Annotated in this window: 23 protein-coding genes and 1 pseudogene; 10 read left to right on the forward strand and 14 right to left on the reverse strand. The window is 42.8% G+C overall.

What is annotated here, in order from left to right:
- Positions 1 to 39 precede the first annotated feature (39 nt).
- The gene (locus AK824_RS00765; RefSeq protein WP_057757948.1) at positions 40 to 618 is read right to left on the reverse strand and encodes a hypothetical protein; all 579 of its coding nucleotides are present in this window, start codon (positions 616 to 618) and stop codon (positions 40 to 42) included.
- Between the two features lie 752 nt (positions 619 to 1,370).
- Positions 1,371 to 2,657: a saccharopine dehydrogenase family protein gene (locus tag AK824_RS00770; RefSeq protein ID WP_057757951.1), complete on the reverse strand. Its 1,287-nt coding sequence runs from the start codon at positions 2,655 to 2,657 to the stop codon at positions 1,371 to 1,373.
- 502 nt (positions 2,658 to 3,159) lie between these two features.
- On the opposite strand from AK824_RS00770, the gene AK824_RS13345 reads away from it, so the two are divergent.
- Positions 3,160 to 3,315 (forward strand): DUF1328 domain-containing protein, encoded by a 156-nt coding sequence (locus tag AK824_RS13345; protein WP_082624527.1) that lies wholly within the window; start codon positions 3,160 to 3,162, stop codon positions 3,313 to 3,315.
- Between the two features lie 133 nt (positions 3,316 to 3,448).
- Here AK824_RS13345 and AK824_RS00775 read toward each other — a convergent pair whose 3' ends face one another.
- From AK824_RS00775 to AK824_RS00790, 4 genes are all read right to left on the reverse strand, one after another.
- Positions 3,449 to 3,742, reverse strand: a complete 294-nt coding sequence (locus tag AK824_RS00775) for a 4a-hydroxytetrahydrobiopterin dehydratase (protein ID WP_057757953.1) — start codon at positions 3,740 to 3,742, stop codon at positions 3,449 to 3,451.
- A 158-nt stretch (positions 3,743 to 3,900) separates the two neighbouring features.
- Positions 3,901 to 4,194: a GNAT family N-acetyltransferase gene (locus AK824_RS00780; RefSeq protein ID WP_057757956.1), complete on the reverse strand. Its 294-nt coding sequence runs from the start codon at positions 4,192 to 4,194 to the stop codon at positions 3,901 to 3,903.
- A gap of 198 nt (positions 4,195 to 4,392) precedes the next feature.
- Complete coding sequence (locus AK824_RS00785) at positions 4,393 to 5,841, reverse strand: fatty acid desaturase family protein (RefSeq protein WP_057757959.1); 1,449 nt, start codon at positions 5,839 to 5,841, stop codon at positions 4,393 to 4,395.
- Positions 5,842 to 5,982: 141 nt separating this feature from the next.
- Positions 5,983 to 7,185 carry a flavin reductase family protein gene (locus tag AK824_RS00790; protein WP_057757962.1) on the reverse strand — a complete coding sequence of 401 codons (1,203 nt, stop codon included), beginning with the start codon at positions 7,183 to 7,185 and terminating at the stop codon, positions 5,983 to 5,985.
- A gap of 439 nt (positions 7,186 to 7,624) precedes the next feature.
- Between AK824_RS00790 and ettA the strand changes: the two genes are divergently transcribed.
- Complete coding sequence (gene ettA, locus AK824_RS00795) at positions 7,625 to 9,286, forward strand: energy-dependent translational throttle protein EttA (protein WP_057757965.1); 1,662 nt, start codon at positions 7,625 to 7,627, stop codon at positions 9,284 to 9,286.
- A 102-nt stretch (positions 9,287 to 9,388) separates the two neighbouring features.
- On the opposite strand, the gene plsB is transcribed toward ettA, so the two are convergent.
- Complete coding sequence (gene plsB, locus AK824_RS00800; protein ID WP_057757968.1) at positions 9,389 to 12,178, reverse strand: glycerol-3-phosphate 1-O-acyltransferase PlsB; 2,790 nt, start codon at positions 12,176 to 12,178, stop codon at positions 9,389 to 9,391.
- A gap of 247 nt (positions 12,179 to 12,425) precedes the next feature.
- Here plsB and ybaK point away from each other — a divergent pair, with 247 nt between their 5' ends.
- Together ybaK and AK824_RS00810 are read left to right on the forward strand one after the other, a co-directional pair.
- Positions 12,426 to 12,914: a Cys-tRNA(Pro) deacylase gene (ybaK, locus tag AK824_RS00805; RefSeq protein ID WP_057757969.1), complete on the forward strand. Its 489-nt coding sequence runs from the start codon at positions 12,426 to 12,428 to the stop codon at positions 12,912 to 12,914.
- Between the two features lie 204 nt (positions 12,915 to 13,118).
- Positions 13,119 to 13,493 (forward strand): 5-carboxymethyl-2-hydroxymuconate Delta-isomerase, encoded by a 375-nt coding sequence (locus AK824_RS00810; protein ID WP_057757970.1) that lies wholly within the window; start codon positions 13,119 to 13,121, stop codon positions 13,491 to 13,493.
- Positions 13,494 to 13,618: 125 nt separating this feature from the next.
- On the opposite strand, the gene AK824_RS00815 is transcribed toward AK824_RS00810, so the two are convergent.
- Entirely contained in the window at positions 13,619 to 14,089 is a 471-nt protein-coding gene (locus AK824_RS00815) for a hypothetical protein (protein ID WP_057757972.1), read from the reverse strand.
- A 122-nt stretch (positions 14,090 to 14,211) separates the two neighbouring features.
- The gene (locus AK824_RS00820) at positions 14,212 to 16,032 is read right to left on the reverse strand and encodes an acyl-CoA dehydrogenase C-terminal domain-containing protein (protein WP_057757974.1); all 1,821 of its coding nucleotides are present in this window, start codon (positions 16,030 to 16,032) and stop codon (positions 14,212 to 14,214) included.
- A 382-nt stretch (positions 16,033 to 16,414) separates the two neighbouring features.
- Here AK824_RS00820 and AK824_RS00825 point away from each other — a divergent pair, with 382 nt between their 5' ends.
- Entirely contained in the window at positions 16,415 to 17,536 is a 1,122-nt protein-coding gene (locus AK824_RS00825; RefSeq protein WP_057757976.1) for an FUSC family protein, read from the forward strand.
- A 32-nt stretch (positions 17,537 to 17,568) separates the two neighbouring features.
- Here AK824_RS00825 and aroE read toward each other — a convergent pair whose 3' ends face one another.
- The gene (gene aroE, locus AK824_RS00830; protein ID WP_057757978.1) at positions 17,569 to 18,432 is read right to left on the reverse strand and encodes a shikimate dehydrogenase; all 864 of its coding nucleotides are present in this window, start codon (positions 18,430 to 18,432) and stop codon (positions 17,569 to 17,571) included.
- A 490-nt stretch (positions 18,433 to 18,922) separates the two neighbouring features.
- On the opposite strand from aroE, the gene AK824_RS00835 reads away from it, so the two are divergent.
- Together AK824_RS00835 and AK824_RS00840 are read left to right on the forward strand one after the other, a co-directional pair.
- Positions 18,923 to 19,585 (forward strand): hypothetical protein, encoded by a 663-nt coding sequence (locus AK824_RS00835; RefSeq protein ID WP_057757980.1) that lies wholly within the window; start codon positions 18,923 to 18,925, stop codon positions 19,583 to 19,585.
- A gap of 3 nt (positions 19,586 to 19,588) precedes the next feature.
- Positions 19,589 to 20,617, forward strand: a complete 1,029-nt coding sequence (locus AK824_RS00840; protein ID WP_082624528.1) for an aminotransferase class IV — start codon at positions 19,589 to 19,591, stop codon at positions 20,615 to 20,617.
- A 3-nt stretch (positions 20,618 to 20,620) separates the two neighbouring features.
- On the opposite strand, the gene AK824_RS00845 is transcribed toward AK824_RS00840, so the two are convergent.
- Complete coding sequence (locus AK824_RS00845; RefSeq protein ID WP_227511177.1) at positions 20,621 to 20,818, reverse strand: DpnD/PcfM family protein; 198 nt, start codon at positions 20,816 to 20,818, stop codon at positions 20,621 to 20,623.
- A gap of 143 nt (positions 20,819 to 20,961) precedes the next feature.
- Between AK824_RS00845 and AK824_RS00850 the strand changes: the two genes are divergently transcribed.
- Positions 20,962 to 21,489 (forward strand): hypothetical protein, encoded by a 528-nt coding sequence (locus AK824_RS00850; RefSeq protein WP_057757982.1) that lies wholly within the window; start codon positions 20,962 to 20,964, stop codon positions 21,487 to 21,489.
- 30 nt (positions 21,490 to 21,519) lie between these two features.
- Here the strand turns inward: AK824_RS00850 and AK824_RS13775 are convergent, their stop codons facing one another.
- Together AK824_RS13775 and AK824_RS13780 are read right to left on the reverse strand one after the other, a co-directional pair.
- Entirely contained in the window at positions 21,520 to 21,738 is a 219-nt protein-coding gene (locus tag AK824_RS13775) for a hypothetical protein (RefSeq protein ID WP_264753504.1), read from the reverse strand.
- 66 nt (positions 21,739 to 21,804) lie between these two features.
- A pseudogene (locus AK824_RS13780) lies at positions 21,805 to 22,143 on the reverse strand (DpnI domain-containing protein); the annotation flags it as partial.
- 311 nt (positions 22,144 to 22,454) lie between these two features.
- Between AK824_RS13780 and mltG the strand changes: the two are divergent.
- Both mltG and tmk read left to right on the forward strand, forming a co-directional pair.
- The gene (gene mltG / locus AK824_RS00860) at positions 22,455 to 23,744 is read left to right on the forward strand and encodes an endolytic transglycosylase MltG (protein WP_057757984.1); all 1,290 of its coding nucleotides are present in this window, start codon (positions 22,455 to 22,457) and stop codon (positions 23,742 to 23,744) included.
- An 88-nt stretch (positions 23,745 to 23,832) separates the two neighbouring features.
- Positions 23,833 to 24,564, forward strand: a complete 732-nt coding sequence (gene tmk / locus AK824_RS00865) for a dTMP kinase (RefSeq protein ID WP_227511178.1) — start codon at positions 23,833 to 23,835, stop codon at positions 24,562 to 24,564.
- A gap of 156 nt (positions 24,565 to 24,720) precedes the next feature.
- On the opposite strand, the gene AK824_RS00870 is transcribed toward tmk, so the two are convergent.
- Positions 24,721 to 26,994: a cation:proton antiporter gene (locus tag AK824_RS00870; RefSeq protein ID WP_057757986.1), complete on the reverse strand. Its 2,274-nt coding sequence runs from the start codon at positions 26,992 to 26,994 to the stop codon at positions 24,721 to 24,723.
- Positions 26,995 to 26,996 lie beyond the last annotated feature (2 nt).

Genomic DNA, 26,996 nt, shown 5'->3' on the forward strand with positions numbered 1-26,996 from the left:
AATACGCTTACAAATTAATCAAATAAACTACCTATCTGCTTAACGTGATACAGCGATACGGCGGTTTTCTTTAAACTGTACGTTTGCTGGCTGAGTAGCTAATAATTCACCACGCTTGTCTTTTTTCTTTTCTTGCAAAGTACTAGCAGCATCTGCAACTTTATTCTCAGTAGCTGCTTCACCTGCGATTAAAGGCTGATAGTCTGCATTGCTGTGTTGCATGTTAGGCGCTTGAGCGTTCTGTACAGGAGCCTGAGCAGTTGTAGCATTAGTCATTGCTGCCGCATTGGTTGTTGCCTGAGCGTTATTCATCAAAGCTGCGTTATCATCGCTTGCTTCATTATCCATATCGTCAGTTTCGTCGTTCATTTCATCTGCTTCATTACTCATATCCATATCGACATCAGCAGTATTTGACGCTTCGACATCTACAGCGCCAGGTTGGGTCGCGAGCAACTCACCATCAGGACCTTCTATTTCGGCCTGTACAGTGCTTTTGACAGCAGCATTACGCATATCTGCTGGCATTAGATCGCTATTGTTAACGGGTGCTGCCATTGCCATAGTTGGTAATGCAAGGGTAGCGCCGACGATTAGTGATAAAACATTCTTTTTCATTATAAAACTCCATGATACATAATTAGCAATAGTTAAAAACGATAACTCATATTTAATGATGAGCCGTTTTTATTTAAAGGTGTCTGTAAATACTGTATGCAAATTATCAACGATGTAGTTTATATTTCAGTAGCAAACTCATTAAGGTTCTAACAGTTTAATGTTTTCTTGTGACGTTATGAAACTGTCATACTTAAAGTCTAGCTGATGTTTTAGCTTCTAGATTTTTCTAAAACTCATTGGTAGCAAAGGTTGATTGTGTTATTAAAGCTGTTAATAAATGAGTCTGTTAGTTATAAATATCTACCAATGTCTCTAGTATTCAACATATGAATATTTGATTGCTTATAGTTGTTATTTAAACTTAGCTGATTGTTATTAATAGTTTTTTTGAGTGTTGTTTGTCAGTATTATAAAGACTTTTATCAGTATTTTTTATTTATAATTTAAAGCCAGTGTTTAGATAGTTCTTAAGTTCTATTATATAAATCCTTTGATAACATATACTTCACTAAACTAATATTTATATATAATTTTTCTACAATATCTATAAAATGATAGTAGCAATATTGGATTAATGGTTAGTATCATAAAGTATTAAATAATCGGTAAACAGAAACATTGTTCACCAAAAAAATACGTTGTTCTTAATTTAATCTTCGTCTAAATATTTAGAGTAAACCATAAAAAACCGTATCTCGAAACCAAGATACGGTCATAAAGACATTGAGCCTTTGTCATTACTCAATAGATTAACTATCAATCACTTCAAAGCTAAGACCAGAATGCGCCTCTAAGCGTGTTATTAGCTTATCTCCCATCGCAGATGCTGGTGTCCAGAACCCACCGCCAACGTCCTCTTTGCTGATATCTTGTGCCAGACATAATGCCGCCTGCGAAATCATGCGAGAGGTACTGCCATAACCAGGATCTCTATCACCTGTTACTTTAACGGTAATAGTGTCATTTTTAGCCGTTTGGCCAAAGTGACGAATATCAAAGTAGCCATTCTCTTGCTCGTCCTTAGAAGGGCCTGAGCCAGCTTTTGGTAAGACGTGCTTGGATAGTAACTCGCGACTTGGTTTAATCATCATCGCAGTAGCAAAGCCCAATAAACCTGCGCTCATAGCATAGCTAGACAGTTTTCCTTTGACGCCATCTTTCATCCACATTGCTTCGTCATATTTGAAATCGCGACCGTACTCATAGCTGAGCAATTGGTTAGTACGATGGACAATACGCGTGTTGATGGTGGCCATGACGAACGGTGCTAACCAGCGCTTATGATTGCTGTCATATACTGGTTTGCTGACATTGTCCTGACGTACGTTTGGTACATCGGTATCATCGTTTAACAGGTAAGGATTGGCCACTTGTTTGCGACGTAATTTGTCTTCGCCAGCTTCTTCAAATATTGATGCCATCGATGCGATAGTACCGCCTGAGATACCACCTTTCGCTGCTTTGACACGCATATGGATGACATTACAGGTCTCGCCGAACTTCTCTTCTGCCTTAGCTTGGGTAAAGTATGCGCCCAAATCTGACGGGATAGAGTCAAAACCACAAGAATTAACAATACGGGCACCACTTTGCTTGGCAGTATCTTGGTACTTATCCATCATATCTTTGATGAAAATGGCCTCACCAGTAAGATCGACATAATCTGTACCGTTTTCAGCACAAGATTTAATCAGTGGCTCACCATATTTCAGATATGGGCCTACAGTAGAGATGATGACTTGAGTTTGCTTTGTCATCTTATCAAGGCTGGCAGCATCGTTACTGTTAGCAATAATAATGTCTACCTTACTCTCAAGTTTGGCCTGCAACTTATTGAGTTTATCTTCATCACGACCTGCGATTGCCCATGATACATTTGAGCCATCTTCGTTCTTATTATTTAATAAAAAATTGGTTAAATAGTGGGCAGTGATCTGACCGACGAAGCTTGTCGCACCATATAGAACAACTGCATAAGGGCGTGTGTCGCCGCTGGTTTTTTGTATAGTGGTTTCAGTATCCGTATTGGTATCCATATGTATTGTCCTTAATAGATTTGAGAATAAGTGGATAGTAAACTATAAACCAAGTCGTTTGATTAGGTTAGGGGTTTGTGAGGTCGCTACAGTTTATAGTTTGCAGCCTACCTCACATACTACTTCACATATAACGTGAGAAATTTAAAATAGTTCTACCTGCAGTTAGGGGAACAGAGTCCAGTAAAAGAGCATCTAATAAAAACACGTTCAATTAAAAAGCACTTAGTTTAAGAACGCTCAGTTAAATAACGCTGTATTCAGAAATATAATTCTATTTCGAAAATATCATCTATTAAAGAAAAAGAGGTATGAGACATTAACAGTCACTACAAACTTTACATAACCTACCGATATTATTACTAAAATGAACGTTCTTTGGAGACGAACATTGCTAATCTATAAGCGTAAATAGTAATAACTAGCATTAGATAAAAACAAGTTAAATAGATGCTATATAAATTCTAATATCTGTTTTTTACCATTATTTGAGGAGAAGATTATGTTTCGTTGGGCTATTATTTTTGCAGTAATCGCATTATTAGCGAGTTTCCTAGGTTTTGGTGGTGTCGCAGGCTTGTCTGCTAATTTGGCATACATTTTCTTAGCAGTCGCTGTGATTTTGTTTATTGTTGCCTTTGTCAGTCGTAAAATGTAAACATGACTCACTGTTATAAAGAATTATTATGAAAAAGACCCTCAATTGAGGGTCTTTTTTTGTCTGCTTCAACTAGGGTAATTTGTACAGAGCAAAGATAATCGGCATAAAGGCATACGTTGTAAACTTGCTACTACAACCGTTTGGGCTGAATAATATGCTCCATGCGCTTGGCTAAACGAATATCCAGACTAGATATGCCGCCTGTATCGTGATTGGTTAAACGAACTTCTACGATATTGTAGGTGTTACGCCATTCAGGATGGTGCTCAAGCGCTTCAGCATGAAATGCCGCTTGATTCATAAAGCTCATAGCTTCGATAAAATCGCTGAAATGATAGGTTTTGACGATACTATTGCCGTCACGCTGCCAGCCAGCAAGCTCTTCTAGCTGTAGATTGATTTGTTTGTCAGATAAACTACTCATATTAATAACCTTTATTGTTATGTCGAATTGGTTTATTAAAAGTGGTGCTAGGGTATGTCTCCTATGCGAAATAAATATTTGCACATTTTTCCTGCTTTGACCGATATCATTTAACTGAACCTAGTTAACGAATTACTTGAGCCTAATTACTTAGCTAGCTAAATTAAATCTTGATACTCAGGATGTTTGCTAATGTATGACGCGACAAATGAGCATTGCGGTATCACTTTTTTGTTTTGTTCACGCGCATAATTCAATGCGTGCTTTACCAGTGCTGAACCAACGCCTTGACCGCCTAATTGCTGCGGTACGATAGTATGATCGTAGACCAACTTGTCAGCACTTTCCTGATAGCTAATATAACCTGTCTGACCATCGATAGAGGTCTCGAAGCGTTTTGCTGCTTGATTATGGACAATGTCTAGATTTGGTTTAGAGGTTTGGGTACTCATTAATATACTCCATTTTTTATTGTCGAATTTTTATTATGAATTAAATATTTATTAATTTGATAGTGCCAGTGTAGTATGTAGTTTTGATACTTAACAGTCTAGACGCTTACCGTAATGGTAGATAGGACGACTGTTAACGTCACCTATGTTTGTTGTCCTACCTTATCATGGCCGTATCTGGTTGCAAATCTGAATATGTCACCATGCATAGGATATGGCTTTACGAACGACTGGAGGTAAAAAGCGAGTGAGACCACCAGTATTTTCTGTCGATAATTTGTCTTCTAAATTGGCCGCTGACCTATCATCTTTATGAGTAGTACTATCTGCATTTTCCGTTGATTGCATATAGGCTTGCCATTCTTTTTCACTAGGTTTGCTAAAGTGATAAATACGTCCGAGTACTTGCTTGAGTTGCGTACCAAAGCGGCCAGTGTTATAGCTTAAACCATACTTACGGCATATGGCCTGTACCTGCGGTGCAATCTTTGCATAGTGGGCAGCTGGCATATCGGGAAATATATGATGCTCAATTTGATGAGACAAGTTACCTGTCAAAAGATGGAACCATTTGCTGCCTTTGATATTGCTAGAGCCAAGGATTTGGCGTACATACCAGTCGCCTTTACTTTCATTGGCATCGAGATGGATATAGATATGCGCTTGCTCAGTGAAATGCCCGCAAAAAATCACTGCCCACGTCCATAGATTTCGGACAGTGTTGGCAGTCATGTTGCCGCTCAGCGTACTAAAGGCGCTACGACGACCTAGCGCCATCGCTACCACAGACGGCAGTGCAATATAGTCTTTGCCTATTTGTCGTCCAATTTTGGCAAATAACGCGCGAGACTTTTGCTGCATGATTTTGTGCAGATCAGGGGAGTCAGCGTATTCATCTGCACTGATTTGGATGTCATGAAAGGCTACCGCCCATTCAAATCCAAATGCCAGTACCGCTGTACTAAACATATTGTAGCGATCTTCTGGCGTCCAAGGCTGCTCGTCAGTCACTCGAATCAAGTGATAGCCTACGTCATGATCACGGCCAACAATATTGGTAAAAGTATGATGTAAATAATTATGTGAGTGTTGCCATAATGGAGCAGGGCAGACAATATCCCAGTCGAATTTTTGACTATTAAGGTGCGGGTGTTGCATCCAGTCATATTGACCATGCATGACGTTATGACCCAGCTCCATGTTATTTAATATTTTGCTAAAGCTAAGCATTGACGTACCCAATAGCCAAGTAGCGACCAGACTGCGTTTCGATGGCATACGCCCAGCCGTTGCAAGTAGACCACGGGCAATAATTTCACTATATACCACGGCGGCATATATCCGCTGTATGTAGCGTGCATCCTCACTACCTAGCGAGTCCATAACGCTTTTATACAGGGCATTGAGCTCTGCAGCTAAAGCATCACTTTGAGGCTTTGATAAGGGTGCATCAGTTACTGTTGGGTAGCGAGTCCGTATGGACGTGTCTGGCTGAACGCTATCATTGATTGCTTCATCATTAAGCTGCGAGTACGGCGTTTGCGGCGTAAAAGGCAGAGGCGCGTTTTTTGCTAGCTGTGCATCGGACAGTGGTGTCAAGATAGGTACAGCAGATTGTGGCGTAGTAACGGGTGGTAATAAGCGCATAAATAAATCCTTAACCGAAACGGCATGAATAAGCAGCACTGCATCCGGTTTGATAAGTTATCTGAGTTTTAGCCTATAAAGTAACGCTTGTCTTTTATTTCTCATAGGTTGTTTAGCATATGCTTTCTATTGAGCCAGTCATTAAACATCGAGTACCAAATCAGTCATGGCAATGTTGATACAAGTCTGAATAGACTCGTAACCATCACCACTCACTTTCCCTGTTTGAATATTTTTGACTACGCCACTGACTTTATTACAGCGGCACAATTGGCAAATGCCTTGCCGACAACCATATGCTAGCCGTACATTTGCATTCTCAGCAGCAACCAGTATGGTCGTGTCACTGCTAAATTGTCGTTGCCGTGACCGCAAATAGACAGTGTGTTCTTCTACAGGTATCGTTTTATTAAATGTTTGATTACTGCTGATATCAACATTAGCTAGGGCATTACCAAAGTTCTCTACTACGATGTTATCGCGCAGCTGTTTATTTGTAGAGCAAGTTATCTCTGCAGCGGCTTTATATAAGCCAGTTAATAAAGCTGGTGAACCGCAGGCAAATATTTGCGTATCTGCTAGAGGTAAGTTTAGCGATAGCAGGCTCTCTGCGCTTAAGTACTTTTTGCCAGCCAAATAGGTAGTCGGATCTTCAGTATGGATTAGATGATAAATAAAGTCTGGATTAGTATCGTTCAGCTGTTGCCACTGATGTTGCAGCTTGGATGAAACAGTCCGACTGTAATGCAATAGCGTCACCTGATGTCCATTACTGAGGGCTTGAGTGATAAGTCCGAGCATGGGCGTGATACCGCTACCACCAGCGATAAATAGCAAAGGAGAGGGTTGCTTACTATCTGATATTTCATGCCTTAGTATTGAGGTTTGTTCCAAAGTAAATTGACCAAGTGGCAGACTTGTATCAACGACGCTAGCCAGTGGCATTTGCTTGGTTAAATAGTCAGATACCAATCCTTGCGGTTTAATCGCGATAGTTACCGTATGACGTTGGTCTGCCGTATGGCTTTCGGTAGTATCGTCGAGCCACCAGAGTGGTTGATGCGCAAAGCCCACTATCGAGTAGCTGCGCTGGTAATAGACCCCATCAATACAAACACGCAAATCAAGATATTGACCACCTTGCCAACCATTCTTCACCTCAGAAACCTGCTGTTTAAAGGCTTTATTGGTCTCAAATCGAAGTGCTATCAAATCATCACTTAATGTATAGCGTGCGATCAGGCGTAACTTAGGCGTCGTCAATGACCAAAACGGATGTAAGCGCGATCCGATAAAATCGACAAACGCACGTTGAATAATTTCAGGGCGATAGCCGTTGGCCATATTATCAGTACCTGTATGATTGCTATGAAAGTGAGTGTTGAGACAAGCACAAGGTCAGATGATCAATCGATTTTGATAATCGAACCATTAGATCTTGTTAAGCCACACTAACATGCTAACGGCTATTGATTAAATTTGCGAAAGTTTTGATGCTATTTTTTGTGGTCTTTATAAAACGCTAATGAATCAAAATGTTAAGTTAGTTCATTAAGATAAGACTCCTTGAGTTATTTTTTAAAGCGAGTTTTATAGCCAAAAGGCATAGCCTGCTGTCAAAAACAGTAAAACAACTGGTAAAACAACCTGTCAGCTTGCAGGGTATGCGCCACAATGCGATAATGACCTATAATTTGTAACCCTGATTTTGAGGTACGGCACGCTTGGCATCATCGCTGAGTTGCATTTGCTGTTCTCTTCTATGCAGTCTATCGGAGTGTTAATGGCTCAATATATCTACACGATGAACAACGTGTCAAAACTTGTTCCCCCTAAGCGTGAAATCCTAAAAAATATCAACCTATCGTTTTTCCCTGGTGCCAAAATCGGTGTTTTGGGTATCAACGGTTCAGGTAAATCAACCTTGCTACGTATCATGGCAGGCGTGGATACTGAGTTTAGTGGTGAAGCACGCGCGCAAGCAGGTACCAAAGTTGGCTATTTGCCACAGGAACCACAGCTTGATGACAGCAAAGATGTACGCGGCAATGTCGAAGACGGTATGCGCGAAGCGTTAGATGCGCTAGCACGTCTAGATGCTATCTATGCTGAATACGCAGAGCCTGATGCTGATTTTGATAAGCTTGCTGAAGAGCAAGGCAAGATGGAAGATATCATCCAGTCTTGGGATGCGCACAACTTAAATAACCAGCTAGAAAAAGCAGCCGACGCGCTCCGTCTGCCACCATGGGATGCTGACGTTAGCAAACTGTCAGGTGGTGAGAAACGCCGTGTGGCACTATGCCGTCTGCTATTGTCGCGCCCTGACATGCTATTACTTGACGAACCGACCAACCATTTGGACGCCGAGTCTGTTGCATGGCTAGAGCAGTTCTTGCAGAACTACAGTGGTACGATCGTTGCCATCACCCATGATCGCTATTTCTTGGATAATGTTGCTCAGTGGATCTTGGAGCTTGACCGTGGCCATGGCTATCCGTATGAAGGTAACTATACTGAGTGGCTAGAGCAAAAGAACACGCGTCTAGAGCAGCAGAACAAGCAAGAAGAATCATTTGCTAAAGCGCTAAAAAAAGAGCTTGAGTGGATTCGCAAAAACCAAAAAGGCCAACAGGCCAAGTCTAAATCTCGTGTACAGCGTTTCGAAGAGTTGAACTCAACTGAGTTCCAGAAACGTAATGAGACTTCTGAGATTTATATTCCACCTGGTCCACGTTTGGGTAACAAGGTTATTGAGATTAATGACATCTCTAAATCATTCGGCGATCGTCTGCTGTATGAAAACCTAAGCTTTAACGTACCAGCTGGTGGTATCGTTGGTATTATCGGTCCAAATGGTGCAGGTAAAACCACGCTGTTTAACATGATTACTGAGCGCGATACCCCAGATACTGGTTCAGTTGATTTGGGTGAAAGTGTTAAAGTTGCCTATGTCGGTCAGGTACGTGATCATCTAGACGACAACAAAACCGTATGGGAAGAAGTCTCTGATGGCCTTGATATCATTACGGTTGGTGACTACACCACGCCAAGCCGTGCCTATATCGGACGTTTTAACTTTAAAGGTTCAGATCAGCAAAAGCACGTTGGTCAATTATCAGGTGGTGAGCGTAACCGTTTGCAGTTAGCGAAAACGCTAAAGCAAGGCGCCAACGTATTGCTCCTCGATGAACCATCAAACGATTTGGATATCGAAACCTTACGTGCACTAGAGGATGCGATTCAAGTATTCCCAGGTACAGTAATGGTTGTATCACATGATCGCTGGTTCCTTGACCGTATCGCCACTCATATCTTGGCATTCGAAGAAGAAGGCCCAGTTTGGTTCGACGGTAACTATACTGAGTTTGAAGCATATCGTAAAAAGACAATGGGTGATGACGCCAGTCCTAAGCGTGCCAAGTATAAGAAAATTACTAACTAATACGGCTGTTTAATATAGTCCAATCCAAAAAAAGACCGCTAATCGTTAGCGGTCTTTTTTTGTTTAGCGTAAAATTCTAAAGGGTATGGCTAGTTGTTAAAATTAACGCTTGCGCCCAAACTTGCGCTGTTTTTTATTACTAATCTCAGTAATAGCGTGAGTGATTTCTTCTTCGTCTAAACTAGCGACTTGTTGCAAGATTTGCATCATATCAGGCGTTAGTACGTACTTAGCATGATGAGCAATGTCATTAATACGATGATCGAAAGTCAGTATGCCAGTTTCATCGTCTTTTTGTAGATAGTCAAGACGAGTCAATGCACTAATGAAACTGGTAAACAAGGCGCGATCAAAGAAATCGGGAATATCATCTGCATAGAGCACAGACAAACGCTGCCCAAGCAGATGACACAGGTCCACAACTTCGTTTTCAGTTAAATTACCAGAGCCTTGCTGAGCGAGTAGGGCAAGCGTCATAAAGTAACGCTCAAGGCTTTGACCAACTGGAGTTGCCAGTACTTGCAGCTGCTGATAGTGCTTACTATTAGACTCAGGCACGCTGAGCGTATCATCGCCCAAGTCAACGATGAGCCCATGAGACAGCAGGTTGTCAACTTTCTTATTGAGCGTATCGGCTAAGCCGTGTGCTGGATAATATAAGAATAGCTCACTTTGTAAGAACGGATATAGCTGCTCAGCGATACTATCGAGACGGCTGCGTTTAATACGTCCGTTGCGTGCGACTAGTGCAGACAGGAACGACAGCAAAATAAAGACATGCAAAATGTTGTTACGGAAGTAGCTGAGCAACGCTGCTTGCTTACCTGCGACCTGAATGATATCGCCCAAGATATGCGGCGTACGCTCAATAAGTTTTAGCTTAATACCATAATCAATGATTTGCTGCGGTGTCATATCAGTGATAACTGTATCCTCTGAGTAAACCAGCTGCTGAGCCAGACCTTGGTACAGTGCGATTTGCTCACGGCAAATATTTTCATCCAATGCAGCTTTCGGTGCCGATAGTAAAACCAATGATAATAGCGATACAGGGGTGACGACTGCAGCTTTATTGATATGCTGCATGACTTTCACACCGATGTTATCAACCATAGCGCTGGTCTTTTCATCAAGCGGTGAGTCAGTACGATCGGATGGCAAGCTATTGGCTGGCACATCGAATTTCGTCATAAAGTCGCTAAGGTGCAACGGCGTACCAAAGCTTAAGTGCACATTACCAAAGATACGTTCGATTTTGCGGCCAACTTTGAGTAATCCAATCAAAGACTCTGATTCTTTTGGTTTACCTTTTAGCTCACCGACATAAGTGCCACCTTCCATAATACGCTCGTAACCAATATAAGTCGGTATAAATACTACAGGCTTATTGGTTTGGCGTAGTTGGCTATGGACGGTCATCGCTAGCATACCCATTTTCGGCGGTAGCAAGCGACCTGAACGTGAGCGACCACCTTCAATAAAGTATTCAATCGGGGTGTTGCGCGTGATAAGGGTATGCATATATTCGCGCAGTACAGCAGTATATAGTGCGTTACCACGGAAGCTACGACGAATATAAAAGGCAACGGCACCGCGTAATAGTGGGCCTAATACAGGTACATCTAAGTTGTCACCTGCCGCAACATAAGGGATACTCAGGCCACGTTTGTAGATGACATAAGACAGTAATAGATAGTCAACATGGCTGCGATGACAAGGCACATAAATCAGCTCGTAATCGGTCGCAAGGTCACGTACTCGCTCGAAGTGATGAACTTCTACGCCGTCATACAACTGCGTCCACAACCATGTCAGAAATTTATAAAAACCACGGATGATAGAATGAGAGTAGTCATTGACCATCTCATTAGCATAACCTCTAGCCTGACTGCGAGCTTCTCGAACGCTAGTCCCCTTTTCAGCCGCTTCCATCTCAATTGCATGCTTAATAGCTGGCGAGTACACCAGTTTATCCACTAAGTTACGTCTATCTGATAGATCTGGGCCGAGCATGCTAGCGCGCTGTTTATCTAAATAAATTGACAATTGCTGCTGCAACATACGAACCAGTTCACGATTACTATCAGCTGATGCGACTAGGGCATAACTTGGTGTCTGCTCAGCGTCAGCTGCGGCATCACTGTTAGTAGCCGTTGACTCTGTATCGACTGAATCCGCCGCTGTTAAACTTGCTTTAAGAGCATCTGTAGCGACTGAGTCAAAGGTAGCAGGTCCTTCCACATCGCCTTTAAGATTGTCACTGATAATGGTACGTAAGTCTTGCGGTGGATGGAACTGTACGAAAGTATCGCGACCCATCACCCCGATATTAAATAATTGTTTAGTGATACTAGGATCTTGCCAGTTGTCAGCAGTCAGTAGCTTAAATAGAGAATCTTCTTTCTCAGGTGCGCGTCCCCATAAGATAGACACCGGCACGAGGCGGACCTTTAGTTCTGGATGTTGCAAGACCGCAGACACCAAGCGCGAAAGACGAGGGGATAAGGGATTATCTTTGGCATGTGGGTGGTTCAAAAATATAATAGCAGCGTTTTCTTTAATGCCGTGGGCCGTATCATTTACCCCAACCAGTGCTGGCGGTAAGTTGTGCTCTTGCGTCTGCAAGTCAATCAGAATACTGTTTGAACGAGAATAGTCCTGTAGTACATAAAACCGTAGCGTCTGATCATCATTGTCGAACTCAGGTAGCTCGCCTAATAACTTAGGTTTTACGGCGATATCGAGCATCTGACCTGACAGCTTACGATACAGCTGATTGATCGGTGCATTAGAATAAGGCTTAGTAGCGATTGCATTGCCAACAGTTTTAGCAGTGCCATCAGTCGCGACTGGCGCTTTAAAAATCCGTTTTTTTAAGAACTTCGGTATCATAATCAGTATCAAAAATAGTCAAATATGTTGCGCTTATGATGCCATAAAAGCCACCAAAGCGATATATAGTGTCTGTATATACTACCAATATTAATACGGTTTGGTTACGCTGTAGTGAGTGACCAATTATACAAAATGTTCAAACATTTGAAAGTTAACATGTTTAGGGTAATAATATATTTTTATCACCGATGACTCATAAATATAGCATCCACTTTCCGATTTCATTTTACTAAGCCTAAAACTTATGACTCCAGCTATCGATCTTGCCAAAAAACGTAACCTTGATTACCAAGTACACGAATATACTCACGACAGCAATGCCGCATCGTTTGGTTTAGAAGCCGCAGAAAAACTTGGCGTAGCAGTAACACAGGTGTTTAAAACTTTAGTAGTGATCACCGATACTGGCGTGCTCGCTGTGGCGATATTACCAGTTGATAAAACACTTAATTTTAAAAAAATGGCGAAGGCGCTATCTTCTAATAAATTGCTATCTTGCAAAAAAGTACAGATGGCTGACCCCAAACAAGTAGAACGAAGTACAGGCTATGTGTTGGGTGGCGTCAGTCCACTGGGTCAAAAAAAACGACTAAAAACCGTGATAGATAGCACAGCTCAAGACCAGGCCACAGTTTATGTGAGTGGTGGCCGCCGCGGTCTAGAGATTGAATTGCCGCCTACACAATTGGCAGCAACGCTTGATGCTTGTTTTGACGCTATTACAGATGAGTAAAAGATTATACGGTGACTATAATCTGCCTAGTACAAAATGGACATGTCGACAATTTCGCTAAGCATATTTATGAGTAATCTATACTGGGCTCGCTTGTATTGAAGATATTTGAGCGCAAGATTATTGTGGATTGACCATAGCGATAAGGCGTAGACTTATACGCCAGCTTATCTATTATTTTTATCTACATTTAAGGACATGCTCATGCCACATTTAACCATTCAAGTAACACCCAACGTCAGTATCGCTCACGAAGAATCATTGCTCAAATCGCTAAACAAAGTGTTATGGGATAGTGGTCAGTTTAAGCAACCTGCTGATATAAAAGCACGCATTGTACCTATTGATTCATTTCTAGTAGGTGTTGAAGACGATGAACAAGCCAATGGATTTATTTATGCTCACCTAAAGCTCATGAGCGGACGTGATATGGCCACTCGTGACCAGTTGGCTGAGCTGCTGGTTGCTACTATCGAGGAAAAAATAGGCGCAGAGCAGTCAGGACGTGCAGCATTGCAGATATGTGTAGAAGTTGAAGAGATAAGTGCGGTCTATCATAAGAAAATGCTTGGTAGTTAACAGCGCCTGCCTTTTTACAAACTGTATTTTGAAAACCATCTTCTCAAAAACTGTTTGATTAAAAAGCGACTACTTAAAAAAGTGACTGCTCGCAGGCTAAAGTTACCAACCTTAAATGACGACAATCAATTGCATAAAAGCTGACTGGCATACGTTGGTAGTATCATTACTTCAACCTTGTAGCCCGCAATTTTGCCTTCGGTAGCCATAAAATTGCGGGCGATACGCAATCGATATGTGCCCGTCGCAGGTAAGCAGCCTTGATAGACGATACCGCCTTTGCCGCCATCTTGCGTACCATTTGGCATATGTAATACGCCGACATTGGCAGTCTCAGATGTTCCAGCAAGTAGGGTAATATTAATCACGGCATACTGTCCACTGGTAGCGTCAAAACGATACCAACGTTCATTGTCATTAGGATTTAATTTACCAGTGATGACGCTACTAATAGCACTTTTCGAAAAATGAAGAGGGGTGTCGCTATTTTTTGCAATCGCACTATTTGCAGCGATACTTGCTAGTACAGTGCTAATTACCAATGTTTGCATACAGCGTGTGGCTAACGCGGCAGCTTTGTAATAGGGTATTGGCATAGCTTTCTCCTAAAATTGCTCGTTACTTTATATTCTGTATAAGCATATTTTCAGTTAAGCGTAAAAAAGCGCCCAAATGATAGGCGCTTTTTTATTGATTATCGATGCAGTTTTAGTCAATTTTAATCTAAGAAAGCAAAGTGATCGATTTCCATTGATGTCATGCTTTCGCTTGGAGCAACCATCGCTTCTGCGTGACCAGAAGTGCGTGGTAGCAACTTATCAAAGTAGAATTCAGCAGTCTGAATTTTTGCTTTGTAGAATTCTGGTGCTTCTGTGCCGCCGGTTTCTAGCTTTTCGTAAGCGACCGCTGCCATACGAGCCCAATGATAGCCCATCATCACATAGCCTGAGTACATGAGGAAGTCCTCTGACGCTGCTGAGATGATTTCACGATCTTTACGTGCCATCAGCATCAAACGTACAGTCAAGGTGTTCCACTCAGCACATAGTTTGGTCAGTGCCCAAACAAATTTACGCATTTCTTTATCAAGTGCATACTCGCCACACCATTTCATGATGCTAGAGGTATAATCACGGATAATCTTACCTTTAGACTGTAAGATAACCTTACGACCTAGTAGATCAAGTGCCTGTACGCCAGTAGTACCTTCGTACATCGTCGCAATACGAGCATCACGAGCGATCATCTCCATGCCCCATTCTTTGATGTAGCCGTGACCACCATAGACTTGCTGACCGTGTTTAGCAGCTTCGATGCCTAGCTCAGTTAAGAAGCCTTTTAGGATTGGCGTGTAGAAGCCTAGCTTGTCGTCCCATTTTTCGAACTCTTCGTCATCGCCATTGACAATACCTTGTGCCATTTTGTCGGCATAACGTGCTGAATGATAAATCATTGAGCGACCACCTTCAGCAAAGGCTTTTTGCGTCAGTAGCATACGGCGTACGTCGGCATGATGGATAATAGCATCAGCTACTTTTTCAGGATCTTTAGTACCAGATAGTGTGCGCATAGAACGACGCTCTTTGGCATATGGTAAGGCGTTTTGGAAAGACAATTCAGTATGCGCCAGACCTTGGATACCAGTACCGATACGAGCCGTGTTCATGAATGTGAACATGGCTTTTAGGCCTTTATGTGGTTCGCCGATTAGGTAGCCGACTGCGCCATCAAAGTTCAATACACACGTCGAAGATGCGCTAATGCCCATTTTGTGCTCAATTGAACCACAAACAACGGCATTGCGCTCGCCAGCTTCACCTTCAGCGTTCGGCGTGAACTTAGGTACGATAAATAGTGAAATACCGCGCGTGCCTTCTGGTGCATTTGGTAGACGTGCTAGAACGATATGAACGATATTATCTGTTAAGTCATGCTCACCGCTTGAGATAAAGATTTTGGTACCGCTGATTTTATAGGTGCCGTCATCTTGTGGAATGGCTTTTGATTTAACTTGACCCAAATCCGTACCACACTGTGGTTCAGTCAGACACATGGTACCTGCCCATGAGCCTTCGACCAACTTAGGTAAATACAGTGCTTTTTGCTCGTCAGTACCGTACTGAAGCAGCGTGTTGATACAACCTGTTGATAGACCAGGATACATTGACCATGACCAGTTAGCAGTACCGATCATCTCAGATTTGATAAGGTTGATTGACGTTGGCAGATTCATACCACCGAATTCTTCAGGGTATGAAATACCTTGCCAGCCGCCTTCTACAAACTGGTCATAAGCCTCTTTGAAGCCTTTTGGTGTGGTCACGACGCCATCTTCAAAATGACAGCCTTCTTCACCACCTGATTGATAGAGTGGGGCAATGACGTTTTCAGCAAAATCAGCCATACCTTGTAGAATCATGTCTACAGTTTCAGGATCAGCGTTTTCGCCGTTGTCTAAGCTTTTATAATGCGTCTGATAGTCAAATACATCATTGATCAAAAATTTGATATCACGTAAGGGGGCTTTGTAAGTTAACATAATCGCTCTCTTTGGTTAGTTCGCTATCATAGACTTATGGCGCAATATTTGAGTCACAACTTATGTAAGCGATATTTACTTATTTTGGATGAGCTAGACGTTATATTAGTCATCAAGTGAGTTGTTAGTGGACAGCTTTCCAGTGTATTAGTTATTAGAACGTCTTTAGCGACGGACAGCTGTTATGGCGTTGATATGATTATAAATCTTAAACAGCGACAAATATACAACTAATAACTATTATTCATGATTAATTATGTTATTAATTCATTTTAGTTTGTATAGGTAAATTGTATCTTCGCTTGAAATTATTCTATAAAGGGCTATGTAGACTCATCTAAATTCAAAGAAAAATGGACTTATCAAATAGGAAAAGCCATTTATGAGTACCTCAAAAAAGCAACAGCGAGCTTCTTGGTTGAGCGCACTATTAACTCGTATGAAGGGGTTAATCGATGGTGAGCTGAATCATTTACTCACAGTCAATCGCAGTCAGCGACCATGGCATATGCCAATCATCGCGGCGATTGCGATTAGCTTTCCGGTGTTTGTAGGGGCTTATTTTGGTGATTTGTCTTCAGGTATCAAAGCCTCGCTAGGCTCAATGATTATTTTAAACCTACCATTTTCAGGAGGGCTACCACATCGGCTAGTGACAGTTATGGCTTGGGGGTTTGCGATGATACTCAGCTTTGCACTGGGTCTGATCGCGCAGCTATTACCAGTATTTCGGCTACCTGCGTTTATGCTGATTGGCATTAGCGTAGTGATGCTAGGTCGTTACTATCGGCAACCACCACCAGCAGGATTGTTTGTGTTGATGGCGGGTGCGATTGCGCTATTTATCCCTGTGCCGATTGATCAAGTGCTCTCAGCCATAGGGCTTGTGATATTGGGTAGTGGCTCCTCGATGTTGCTAGCGCTACTCTATAGTTTGTTCTTATTGGCGACCCGTCCTGTTGCTTCTGTACCTGTCTATGACTATCAGCCTGATATGATTAGCGATAGTCTGATCGTGGTAAGCTTCGTCAGTTTAGCATTGGTCGTTGCTGTTCTGTTAGAGCTGCCTTATCCCTACTGGGCAGCGATGAGCTGCTTTATTATCATCCAAGGTATGCAGCTACGAACCATGTGGATCAAACAGTTGCACCGTTTATTGGGTACGTTGGCTGGCATGGGCGTGGCGGGCTGGATGCTGTCTTGGGGACTATCAGGATGGGGCATCGCTATCGCGATATTATGTATGATGTTTCTAATTGAGTCATTTGTCGATCGGCATTATGGACTGGCGGTGATATTTATCACGCCGCTGACGATATTTATCGCTGAGTATGGTAGTACGATGTCGGTGCCACCAGTCGTTGGGGAGGTTATCCAAGCGCGTATGATTGATACGGCACTCGGTTGCATGATTGGATTGAGTGGTGGTCTAGCGATACACTCTACGCGATTGCGTGTACCGCTGCGCCGTTTTGAAAATTGGCTATTATTACGTTTTAGTTAATAGGGTATAGCTTTGCAAAGATTTCTCTTTGATTAACTGTCTTTATTTAGCACTGTTGTCGCTTGTGCGACATCGATAGTATGCCCAGTCCAACGCTCAAAGCTTAAAGCAGCCTGACCGATAAGCATACCGTAGCCTTCAGAGATCTGTGCACCACGAGCAGCAAAATGCTGCAAAAACGGTAGCGGACGACCATACATCATGTCATAAGCGTATTGACAGTTTAGAGCATCATCCAACGGCAACGTATCACCTGACAAGCCAATAGAAGTGGCATTAATGATAATGTCAAAAGCGCCACTGAGTTCATTGGTCGCACAAACCTCGATATTTTGGTCATCAATCACTGAGCTGGCCGCACTGAGCTCATTTACCAAATCAGCTGCCTTAGACACGGTGCGATTGGCAATCGTGAGAGAGTTAATACCTGCTTCAAATAATGGCAATATTACGCCACGCGCTGCACCGCCTGCACCTATTAGCGCCACACGAGCATCGGTCAGCGGCCAGTCCATACTCATAATGTGATTGATAAGTCCTTGCCCATCCGTATTATCACCGTAGAGTGCCTCTGTGATTGGTGCGCCGCTTTCTAATAGTGCTTTGTTCAACAGTAACGTATTGACCGCGCCTGCCGTCTTGGCATGTTCTGATAAACCACCACGCGCCGCGCAGCAGTCATAAGCAACTTGTTTAAAAGGAACCGTCACGTTAGCGCCCGCACCGCCACCGCAAAAAAACGCCTCAACGACAGCCGTAAAACTGGCGGCATCATCAGGGCAGTACTGACGCTGATAGCTAATATCAATCCCTGCTTGTATAGCAAACTGCTTATGAATCTCAGGAGATTTACTATGGGCGATTGGATTGCCAATAACGATAAAGTGTTGGGTCATAAATAGTCCGCTGGCTAGAAAATAAAAATACTATAAAAGAAGCAATAAGTGGCGCTCAATCATCATAAGGGATAACGCTATGATTGACAAACCAAGACACTATCACCAATCAATGATTAGAAAGTGACAGCGTTAATCAGAGGCTGCCTTATCGCTTTTGAAAATAAATTGTGACATTGAGGCAAACATACTCAAAACACGCGCAAGCAGTTTTGTACTTTCTACTAAAGAGAAAGTCGTTTTAGTACGTTATATATTTAACAAATCTGTACTCTCGGGGAGTGCTCCGCGTAACGTAAAAGGTAGTCAAGTGCTGAGCAGTTGGGTAAACTATAAAATATGGAAACCTATATCAATATGCTGTAATGACTGCTAGATTATAATATTTGTGAAATATGCTCTTTATTGAAAACTATTCGTTATCAGCGGCGTTTCTGCCAGCTCGTTAATACTATTTCGAGATCAATCTAAAAGTGTGAGTAAATTATCCATGTGGAATCCTAACCTACAGACCCTTCTAGTCGGTACGATAATGGCAGTTAGTGTGACGCTCAGTGGCTGTGATAGCACCAAAGAAGATGCTCCAAATCCAGATGCTGAGACCACTGAGCAGGCAACAACGAATGAGCCAGTACAGGACAGCGCAAACAATCCTGACCTAGATGGTGCCACTGCTCAGCAAGGCACGCCAGTGAGATACGATGTCGCAGCATGGGGTACGGATAAGGTTGAGTCGCTCGCTGTAGATGAGTTAGATAGTATAAAATCCGTGTTTGGTGAAGTGATGAGCACTGACGAAAACAGCCTAGACTATGCCAGTAATCCAGCGGCAAAATATCGCTTTATGAAAACGGATGCGCCTTATCTAGATATCATCGACTCTGAAAAATATCTAGAGCTAGGCTGGTACTATGCCAATCCTACTGACACAGACAAAGAAAAAGAGCTGAGCCAAAACCACGCCAAAAAAGCCTATCAACTATCGCGTCAATTGATGGGCGATGATGGCGGAAAAATGGTTGCTGATATGCTCAATAGTCAAATCATCAAAAATAGAATCGTCGGTGGACAAAAAATAGAGCTGGCAAAATGTGAGTTTTATAGCTGCATGCTGGTTATCAATAAAGCCGCTGCTCAAACAGACAATAGCTAAATCATGACCGATACGACGTCAGTGCCAAACGGCTGGGTGTGTCTGTACCCACAAGTCAGCAGTGTGATCGATAATAGTAGTTTGACCGAAGACAATAGTGCGACCGAAGATAACAGGACAACTAGCCAAACGGTAACGATGTCTTTAGATAATCGCGGGCTGGCATATGCTGACGGCTTCTTTACCACTATGGGTGTCATCGATGGGTTGATACTATGGTCAGATTATCATTATCAGCGGCTTGTCTCTCATGCTGAAGCCTTGCAGCTAAACATAAATAGCGAAGAGTTATTAGCCGTACTGCAACTGTATGCTCAGCAATTAGAGCAGGGTATGCTAAAGTTAGTAGTCACTCGCGCTGCGCAGGATGTACGCGGTTATGGTTATACACCTAGTGCAAATGGAAGCGACTGTGAGATATGGTTAAAGGCTACCGCAATGAGAGTTTCCACTGCGCTGCAATTGTCTTTGCCTAATGGAAACTTGGTACCTATCCAACCTTCTGCTTCGGCAATATGCTTGTCATCTCAGATTGCTTGCTTACCGCCACCGCTGGCAGGTCTCAAAAGCCTTAATCGTTTAGACAATGTCCTCGCTAGTGTTGAGCTACAACGTATAAAAGCTGAGCCATTGGCATCAAATCTTGCTTCAACACTTGGTGAAGGTCTGCTACGCGATATGAGTGGGCAGTGGGTTGAGGGTACGATGAGTAATGTTTTCTACCAATTGGCAGAAGAGTCGCTATCGGAATCCAAAACTATCTCTAGTATTCATAAAGATGATGAAAACTACCTAACCACTGGCCAGTGGTACACCCCTTCTATGGCTCAATCGGGTGTTGCTGGCGTCATGCGTCAAGTAATTATAGATGCGCTATCCACGACGCAATATCCAGTCAGAATCAGGTCGCTACAAGATGAAGATTTGCCTAAATTAACGCAGTTATTCTTTTGCAATGCACTGCGCGGTATCATGCCAATGAGCAGTCTGACGTTGTTGTCAGGTGATGTTGTGGATTTTGAATCCGTTTAGTTGTTATTGAAAAACAATAAATTTGGTATCAATAAAATCATCTGGATATAAAACCACTTGCTCATTTCTATACATCTCTTGCGCTTTCAAAAGCGCACTTTGCTCATCTTCTGCGACAACTTCCACGATAGTGCTTAATGTTTCGACAATTTCAACTTGAAAGGTTTGTGCTGCCTTTTTATCTTTTCTTATTATATTCACACTCGATTCTCATATATCACTTCAGTCATTTATAGCAAGTAGATTAGCAAAAGCCCTCAAAAGAAGTGATCGTCTTTTGTTACGTGGTCTTGTGTCTTAAAGCAAATCGATCAATGCTGCTTATCTAATAAGGAGATAAGCCAATGTACGAAGTTTATGAAGATGAAAGTATCCCGCTACAAATCCGTCGTTTGATGGTTTTTGATGAAATCTGTAAATTAGCGAAGAAAGAACCTGATGAAATTATTCATTTATCAAAATTTACTCAGTTATCACTTGGAGTTATGTATCTAAAGGATTTTAAGAAATTTATAGCCTTTGGTGGTGTGTTTGAGTATGCGCATACGCGAGAAGAAGTCATTGAGCAGGGTATCGACGTTATTGCTAATGATGAATTGGTAATGTGTGCCTTGACAGTTAATCTAATTCCTTTTACCAAACCTGCACGCAACTCGGTACAGCTGTTATGGCAGTGGAATCGCTATGTGCGTAATCGATTGCATGCTTATATTGACTATCGTGAAGAGCATTTTTTCAAAATCAATGATGAAATTGATTGGGAGTATCCAGCGCATAAGTTTCATCAGCGTCTTGTGGCTACTGCGCGATTACCATTATGGGATGATAGAGATGAGCTGATTGCCGATGTGTACCGTGACAAAAAAGGATAGCCAAGACCTAAGCACTACAACGAGCAGCGACTAGTATAATTTTCGATAGTGACCACGGCTTACAAATTCAATGATGCCTTTATCTCGTAATACTTGTAATTGCTGACGGATTTTGTCTTTTACGTGGTTGTTTTCAGGATGTTTGAGCTGCAACTCATTAGCAAAAGCATAAACTTGATTGAGAGAAAAACTGACATCGAGACGGTCGATACATTGCCAGACATCGAGTGTCCAACCGCGTGAAGCCATAGATTGCTTGCGTAAAAATAAAGTCTTTTGGAACTGTTGGGTGACATTTTCACGCGGTATAACTTGTTGGTCTTTGACCAAAAATACTTTGCCAGATTCGGGTACTTGGCGTAAGTCAATATTGCAACCAACCCAACCTGCTCGTTTGGCATTCACTGATAAGGGTTTACGCTTAACAATAATATCGGGCGTAAAGAAATGCTTGGGAATAATCAGAAAATTATTGACGGTGTATTCTTTTGAGTAGGTCAGAAAGAAGAAACTGGGATTGTCCTTACTATTGATACGCTCAATCATCGTCTTATAAGCGCCATCATTGACAACATTGCTTAACTTGGCTTTTTTACTTTTTAGCTCATATTGCTCATTACAATTTTCGCAATAAAAATCAGCAACAGGTTTGTTATTAGCAAACTCAGCTAGCGACTGGGCGCTACAATTGGTGCAGTAACTATTTTCTTTTACCTATGCTTCACTGAGTACACGAACTTTTTGAGGTTCAGAGTGATAGTTTTTAGCAAGACTTTGGTTGAAATGTAGGTTCATAAGATATTTTCATTATTAATAGATAAGCTGAGAATACTGAAAAAAACATCTAAGTATTAAGCCATATAAACTGCTATCAATAGCAAGATAATTCATAAGCTAAGCAAATACCATTGAAAATCGCACGGTTCAGTGCTAAATTCTAGCAAACATCTGCCTCGCGAGTTGCCATGAGCAAGCCTACACCCAATATACCACCTGAACGTCCCAATGAGTCGCCGTCAAACAAACAAGATGGCACAGTCGAGGAGCGTGTCGATACCACGCTGCCGGACGCGCAACCAGTGGTAGATGAGGTGCAAGACACATCAGCAACGCCAGCAACCAACGTCTCGCTCATCAGCGGCAAAAGTAAACCGCGCCAATATAAAGTTAATAACCCATCGTTTTTTATGCAACGCGGCTATCAAGTGCTGCTAGTGTTGGGGCTAATTGCTGCGTTTTTCTTGGTCATGGTTTATCAGACGTTGTTTGGTCGTATCGAGCAGCCGCAGCAAATGGTCACGATTGAACCAGGTCAGACCTATTATGGTCTACTACCGCAGTGGCAGCAGCAGATTCCGCTGTTTTCGGCAGGCGTGGCCAAGCTGTATATCAAATCGCAAGTCGATGCACCGTTGCATGCTGGTACGTATCAATTACCCGAAAACCCGACTATCGCTGAGGCGCTACAGATACTAGGTCAAGGCGCAAAAGCGGCTATGGTCAAGGTACAGATCATCGAAGGTAAGACATCTAAAGACCTTTATCAAGCGCTGCGTGATAATGACAAAATCGAAAAAGAAGTACTGACCGCAGATAGTGACAATGCCAGTATCGCCCAAGCATTGGATTTGACAGGTGTATTACCAGACAGTGTGGCTAATAGCAGTGACCCGATTGTTAACTATAATCTTGAAGGTTGGTTCGCGCCTGATACCTACTATTACGGTGAAGGAACCAGCGATAAAAAAGTACTGACTGACTTGTATAAGCGTCAGCAGCAGGTACTGACTGATGCGTGGGAAAATCGTGCGCCGAATCTGCCTTATAAGAGTCCATATGAAGCGCTAGTCATGGCGTCTATTATCGAAAAAGAGACCAGCGTTGCTGATGAACGTCCTTTAGTCTCTGCCGTGTTTAGAAACCGTTTGAATAAAAACATGCGTATGCAGACGGACCCGACCATCATCTATGGTATGGGCAGTCGTTATGATGGCAATATCCGCCGCAAAGACATCAATGAAAAAACGTCTTATAACACCTACCAAATTGATGGTTTACCGCCAACGCCAATTGCGCTACCATCAGCGGCTTCTATCGAAGCGACCTTACATCCTGCCGATAGTGAAGCGTTGTATTTTGTGGCAACGGGCAATGGCGGGCACAAATTTACCAATAGCTTGGCTGAGCACAATCAAGCGGTAAAAGACTATCTCAGTGTCATGCGTGAGAAAAAATCTCAAACACCGCCGCAGTAATATTCCTTCTTAATCTTCTTAAAAAACTTATCGTTTATTGAGTGCTACAAAGTAGAGGTAGTGCTCATCAATGACATAAGGTCATATCATGTCAGTATCTATGCACACCAGCGCAACACCATCACATAACAGCATACCATCATCTAATTTACCTGAAACAAGTGCTTCAAATACGGAGACGGCACCTACGTTAGGCCGCTTTATTAGTTTTGAAGGGACTGAGGGCGTGGGCAAAACTACCGCGATTGAACAGTTATGCTTGCGGTTAGAAGCTAATGGCATCTCGTATCTACGTACTCGTGAGCCGGGTGGTAGCCCATTTGCCGAGCAGTTACGTGAGATATTATTGGACCCAGCGACTGATATCGAAGACGATACTGAGCTGCTACTATTGTTTGCGGCGCGCTGTGATCATATGCAGCAAGTCATCTTACCAGCGCTCCAAAATGGTACTTGGATAATATGTGATAGGTTTACCGATTCTACTATTGCGTATCAGGGCTTTGGGCGTGCGTATGGCGACGAGTTGGTACGCGGCAAAATAGATATGCTGATCAAACAATTTGTGACGCAGCTTCCTGAGCTGACATTGTGGTTGGATTTGCCAGTAGCAGAAGGCATGAAGCGTGCCAATAAGCGCAGTGCGGCAGATCGTTTTGAGCAGCAGGCTACCGAGTTTTTTACTTGGGTGCATACTGGTTTTAGCCAGCTAGCGAGCGAGTATCCTGAGCGTATACAGCGTATTGATGCATCGGGTAGTACGGATGATGTGAGTGCGCGTATATGGCAGACAGTTATAGATAGATTCGATATCAAATAATTAAATTTTGCCAAGTAGGTTTATACGGCAGTTAGAAGTATCGATAGTTAGTTAAACAGTCAGTTAGCACAAATAAAAAGCCCCAGCACATTGCTGGGGCTTTTTATTGAGGTAAATATTTTATCTTTAAGTCAATAAAGCAGATAACAACACATATTATTTGTCGTCTGACTTATCTACTTTTATATCCTCAGTAGGATCGATAGAGGCGTCGTTATCTTGAGCAGAGTCAGGTAGACGATTTGGGTCAAGCGCCCCTTTTTTGTTTTTAGGCGCACTACCATTGCCATTACTGTTCGTAGAGGTTTTGGTTTTCGAAGTCGCTGTCGAGTTTGCAGACATAACGCCTTTATTATCCCCATTAGTAGCAGACGTTTTTGGCTCTTCTACTGGCTCACTTTTCTCTACAGTAGTGCTAGAAGGTGACTTAGTCTCGGTGCTACTGCTTTGGGTGGTTGATGACTGATTGGCAGTGTTTTGCTCATCACTTTTGTCACTATCTACCGAAGGCTCTGGCGCTGCTGTCTGACTGTCATCAGGGTTAGGCTCCTGCTCTTTGCGCTTTTCAGGGGCTTTTGAGTTAGACTCAAAGTTAGCATCCGCTGCCATGCGAGCCTGCTCTTGCTTAGGCGTTACATCGACTGGTTTCGGCTGTACTTCATCGTCTACCACTAGCGATATAAGCTTACGGTCACGAGGGACAGTACCGTCAAACTTATCTGTGATGACGTGCAGTTTGCCTTCTTTGTCTACGGTATATAGCGGTACGAATTGCTTATTATCCGCTTTATACTGCTCAAAGCTATAGCTATCCGTGATGTTGGTAATCTTAATTCGAGCTTTTTTGGACAGCATACTGGCAAGCTTGGTATAGGTCACATCTTTGCCAAACAACCACTGTGAATGGAAGTTCGATTGCTTGTCATCACGTTCGCTTTTAACTTTTTCATCACTGAATTTAAGACGGTACAGCTTACGCTCACCAAATTCATGACGATAGTGAATCTCGGACAACGTATTCATTTCTTTGTCCATACTCATCGCAAACAAGCGACCAATGCCGATCAGATCCAAATGATGATCTGCGTGATCAGAGATGGGGTTACCGAAGTAAGTACGCAGACCGCTCATGCGTGCGCGTGCAATGTTGGTGTAGTTATTGTGCGCAACAATAACGTCAAAACCTTGGTCTTTGAGAGAGGTAGCAATCAATAACGCAATTGGGTTTGAGCCAACGATAAGGATACCGTTGGTCTCAGGCTCACGTACGCCTAGTAGATTACCGACGACTTTTGCACCTAGACCCTGAATCATGACCGTACCGATAATGACCATAAATACGAGAGGTACAAGCAGCTCAACGCCTTGGATATCATACTCTTGCAAACGAATCGCAAACAGTGATGAGATTGCAGCAGCGACGATACCACGTGGGCCAATCCAGCTAATCATCAGCTTTTCATTGGTCTTAAGGTTAGAGCCGATAGCGGATGCCCAGACTGATAATGGACGTGCGATAAACATCACAATCGCGAGCAGCACTAGCCCTGCAAAACCAACGCTGAGCAAGCTTGCCAGCTCTACGCGCGCCGCCAGAATAATGAACAGCACTGAAATCAGCAAAATGGTCAACGATTCATTGAACTCTAAAATCGTCTCACGTGGGAATTTTGGCCAGTTTGCCAGTGCTACGCCCAGTACTGTGACGGTCAATAGACCTGACTCATGCTCTAGATGATTCGATATCGAAAATAACACCAGTACAAATGCTAGGGTAAAAACATTACGCAAGAACTCAGGAATCATATGACGACGCATAAGGAACGCAAGTAGCCAAGCGCCCGCCATACCCATTGCAGTTGCCAATACGACAATCTTAGCAAACAGTAGAATACTACTGGCTTCGCCGCCTGAGATAATGTACTCATAGACCAATACCACAGCGATAGCGCCGATTGGGTCAATGATAATACCTTCCCACTTTAGGATGTTGGAAATGGTTTTGTTGGGGCGTACACTACGCAGCAGCGGCATAATGACTGTCGGACCCGTCACACAGACTAACGCACCGAAGAGTAGAGCAATCAATGGATCGACATCGAATAGTAAATAAGTCGATAGGGCCACGATCGCAATGGTAATCAGTACACCGACCGATACCAGCATCTGTACCACGGTACCATGTTGCTTAATCTCATCGAACTCTAGCGTTAGCGATCCTTCAAATAGGATAATCGCTACGCCCAAAGAGATGAAAGGGAACATCAGCTCGCCCAACACCAAGTCTGGGTCAAATACACCCAGCACTGGGCCGACGATAATACCAATCAGTAATAAAAATAAAATGGATGGTTGCTTTAAATACCAAGCCAACCATTGGGCGGCAATGCCAATCCCAACCACGCCGGATAGCAAAAGGGCGGTATCCATAA

It is taken from the genome of Psychrobacter sp. P11G3, from assembly GCF_001435845.1.
Lineage (GTDB): Bacteria > Pseudomonadota > Gammaproteobacteria > Pseudomonadales > Moraxellaceae > Psychrobacter.

Coding starts and splice junctions, on each gene's coding strand:
- AK824_RS00765 (WP_057757948.1), bottom strand. CDS start 618: ATGAAAAAGAATGTTTTATCACTAATCGTCGGCGCTACCCTTGCATTA.
- AK824_RS00770 (WP_057757951.1), bottom strand. CDS start 2,657: ATGGATACCAATACGGATACTGAAACCACTATACAAAAAACCAGCGGC.
- AK824_RS13345 (WP_082624527.1), top strand. CDS start 3,160: ATGTTTCGTTGGGCTATTATTTTTGCAGTAATCGCATTATTAGCGAGT.
- AK824_RS00775 (WP_057757953.1), bottom strand. CDS start 3,742: ATGAGTAGTTTATCTGACAAACAAATCAATCTACAGCTAGAAGAGCTT.
- AK824_RS00780 (WP_057757956.1), bottom strand. CDS start 4,194: ATGAGTACCCAAACCTCTAAACCAAATCTAGACATTGTCCATAATCAA.
- AK824_RS00785 (WP_057757959.1), bottom strand. CDS start 5,841: ATGCGCTTATTACCACCCGTTACTACGCCACAATCTGCTGTACCTATC.
- AK824_RS00790 (WP_057757962.1), bottom strand. CDS start 7,185: ATGGCCAACGGCTATCGCCCTGAAATTATTCAACGTGCGTTTGTCGAT.
- ettA (WP_057757965.1), top strand. CDS start 7,625: ATGGCTCAATATATCTACACGATGAACAACGTGTCAAAACTTGTTCCC.
- plsB (WP_057757968.1), bottom strand. CDS start 12,178: ATGATACCGAAGTTCTTAAAAAAACGGATTTTTAAAGCGCCAGTCGCG.
- ybaK (WP_057757969.1), top strand. CDS start 12,426: ATGACTCCAGCTATCGATCTTGCCAAAAAACGTAACCTTGATTACCAA.
- AK824_RS00810 (WP_057757970.1), top strand. CDS start 13,119: ATGCCACATTTAACCATTCAAGTAACACCCAACGTCAGTATCGCTCAC.
- AK824_RS00815 (WP_057757972.1), bottom strand. CDS start 14,089: ATGCCAATACCCTATTACAAAGCTGCCGCGTTAGCCACACGCTGTATG.
- AK824_RS00820 (WP_057757974.1), bottom strand. CDS start 16,032: ATGTTAACTTACAAAGCCCCCTTACGTGATATCAAATTTTTGATCAAT.
- AK824_RS00825 (WP_057757976.1), top strand. CDS start 16,415: ATGAGTACCTCAAAAAAGCAACAGCGAGCTTCTTGGTTGAGCGCACTA.
- aroE (WP_057757978.1), bottom strand. CDS start 18,432: ATGACCCAACACTTTATCGTTATTGGCAATCCAATCGCCCATAGTAAA.
- AK824_RS00835 (WP_057757980.1), top strand. CDS start 18,923: ATGTGGAATCCTAACCTACAGACCCTTCTAGTCGGTACGATAATGGCA.
- AK824_RS00840 (WP_082624528.1), top strand. CDS start 19,589: ATGACCGATACGACGTCAGTGCCAAACGGCTGGGTGTGTCTGTACCCA.
- AK824_RS00850 (WP_057757982.1), top strand. CDS start 20,962: ATGTACGAAGTTTATGAAGATGAAAGTATCCCGCTACAAATCCGTCGT.
- AK824_RS13775 (WP_264753504.1), bottom strand. CDS start 21,738: ATGGCTTCACGCGGTTGGACACTCGATGTCTGGCAATGTATCGACCGT.
- mltG (WP_057757984.1), top strand. CDS start 22,455: ATGAGCAAGCCTACACCCAATATACCACCTGAACGTCCCAATGAGTCG.
- tmk (WP_227511178.1), top strand. CDS start 23,833: ATGTCAGTATCTATGCACACCAGCGCAACACCATCACATAACAGCATA.
- AK824_RS00870 (WP_057757986.1), bottom strand. CDS start 26,994: ATGGATACCGCCCTTTTGCTATCCGGCGTGGTTGGGATTGGCATTGCC.